General features: G+C 64.5%; 3 protein-coding genes. 1 reads left to right on the top strand and 2 read right to left on the bottom strand.

Translation table 11 applies throughout. The annotated features are described in order from the left end of the window. The coding region (locus E1261_RS44495) for an alpha/beta hydrolase fold domain-containing protein (protein WP_165952878.1) at positions 1 to 256 on the top strand (256 nt) is incomplete at its 5' end. Positions 257 to 543: 287 nt separating this feature from the next. Here the strand turns inward: E1261_RS44495 and E1261_RS45780 are convergent. Continuing rightward, positions 544 to 966, bottom strand: coding sequence for a PKD domain-containing protein (locus E1261_RS45780; protein WP_165952877.1), 423 nt, complete (start codon positions 964 to 966; stop codon positions 544 to 546). A 485-nt stretch (positions 967 to 1,451) separates the two neighbouring features. Next, a complete protein-coding gene (locus tag E1261_RS44485) occupies positions 1,452 to 2,051 on the bottom strand; it encodes a DUF6318 family protein (RefSeq protein WP_132416371.1) in 600 nt (199 codons plus the stop codon). Positions 2,052 to 2,171: the final 120 nt, after the last annotated feature.

Raw genomic sequence — 2,171 nt, 5'->3', positions numbered from 1 at the left:
TAAGAGACAGGTCTCCCCCCTACTGGCCGAGTCCCTCGCCGATCTCCCCCCGGCCTTCATCACCACCGCCGGCTTCGACCCCCTCCGAGACGAAGGCACCGAGTACGCCGAAGCCCTGGCAGCCGCCGGCGTCGATGTAACCCACCTCAACCACGCCACCCTCCCCCACGGCCACTACAACCTCCAAACAATCCCCGGCGCCACCGCCGAAGCCATCACAACCCTCACCACCCACCTAAAAACAGCCCTCCACTAGCGGCAGACCAAGGGGTCGACCGTCTGGCATGCCTCGCGAACGCGCGCCGCCCGACGTCGTCATCCGCCTCGGTGCCTGAGCCGAGCGATCGGTGAATATGACGAATGCGCGGTCGAGTGTGACCTCCGTGCCGCTGTACATCGTTTACCGGCGGCAAATCTCCGCACAGTCGATGCGGGGCTGCTGGTGGTTGCGCGTCGAGCGAAGCCACCGTGCCAACGGGGAACGCTCCCCAACGCCGCTGGCAGCACTGCGCTTGGCGCCGCCCGGACTCGCGAACGCTCGCCTCAGCGAGGTGGATCGACAAGGACCGGTACGGCTTCGCGAACCTGGAGCGGTGTGGCGGGCCCGGTGATCGGGACAGCACCGATGAACTGCGGGGCGAGCCCTTCAACCTCAAAGCTGGCGTCGTAGTTGACGGTGACCGACAACCGCATGTCACCGCGCTTCAGGTACTTGTGAGTGACCTCTTTCGACGGATACGGCTTCCCCGCGGACTCCGTGGTCTTACTCGTCCCGTCCCCGAAATGCCAGGTGTAGCTGGTAGGCACCGCCGTCACCACAACACCAAACCCAGCAACATTCACAGGCACCGTGGTCACACCGTTGTCGTCGGTATAAACGATCGTGTCCAGATTGACCAAAGTCCGGTCCCGCGGCTGCACATAAACCGTCAACTTCGGAAACAAGACGTTCTTCGACTCGGCCAACACCTGCTCCCACGTAACGTCTTCGGGGCGGGGTTGTATGACCTGAGGCTGTCCTGGGCGGCGAGGCGGATCGGGTTCGAAGGGCTGACATCTCGCAGGGCCTGGGAATGTGCCGTCCGGCTGCCGCCGTCCGCAGATCCCCAGATTGAGGTTGAAATCGACCCGCTTCGGCGCATCTGTTACGGCGACGTCCTTGTTGGATGCCGTCTTCGTCGACTTGATCTGTTGGTGCTTGGGCTTCCGCTGAGGACGACTGGAACGCGGCTTCCCAGAAGACAAACGGCCGTCGACCCTGGTCTTCCCTCTGACAAGCGTGCCGTCCTTCGTGGGGTCCGCGGTGATCACGGGCTTGGGCGGACGAGGCATGGCGAGCGTCGCTGCTCCTGATGCGAGGACCTGATCGGGCAGCATCGCCGCGTTCGCAGGCAGTCCTGCGGGTGCGGCGAGCGCACACACCAACACCACCGTCGCCAGCCTCGAGGTGATCATTGTGCGACGGATTTCATTTCGTACATGACCCAGCTTCCGGCCTGCGGCGACAGAGCGAACTCGCGCTTGTACTTGGCTGGCTTGCTCTTGAACGGCGTGGCCTTGGCGCTCTCTTTGGTCGTGTACGCGCCGACGGTCACGTTCGCCGACCCGCCGAGGCGCCCGCTCTCGCCCCGGACCAGCTCCGAGACTTCGGCCAGGTGCTCGTGGTAGTCGCCGGTCAGCAGGCCATTCGCTGCATTGGATCTCTGCACTGAGGTCGCATAGGACTTGCAGTTCTCACAGCCGCTTTCGCTGGCGTCGAGCATGGGGCTCGTATCTCCGGTGTCAGCCGCGTAATTCATCAGCGCGCTGTAGTACCTGACGAACTCTTCCGCGGACGCCAGGGTGAGCCCCTGGGCTGCCGTGGGCCGAGGCGGTGGCTCGGTTGGTTTCGAGGAGGACACCGGTGGTGTAGCCGTCGGGTCCGAACTGGAGGTGCTCGGCGGGGCCGTGTTCGGGCGGCCGGCTTCAGGGCTGCCCGGGCCGCAGGCGCTTAGGAGGAGGGTGCTTAGGCAGGTGGCTGCCAGGAAGGTCGGGATGTTGCGGATTGTCACCGGGGTCACCTCTCCGTAGTCATTACTGATCGTAAACGGAGTCGGCACGAGTGGGGAACGTCAGTTGGTGGGGCTGTGGATAAGTGGGGGCCAGGAGCCGTCCGGCTGGGGGGTTAGAGG

This window comes from Kribbella albertanoniae, assembly GCF_004348455.1.
GTDB lineage: Bacteria > Actinomycetota > Actinomycetes > Propionibacteriales > Kribbellaceae > Kribbella > Kribbella albertanoniae.
Note: the sequence above shows the minus strand (reverse complement) of the source record. Positions and strands in the feature narration are given on the sequence as shown.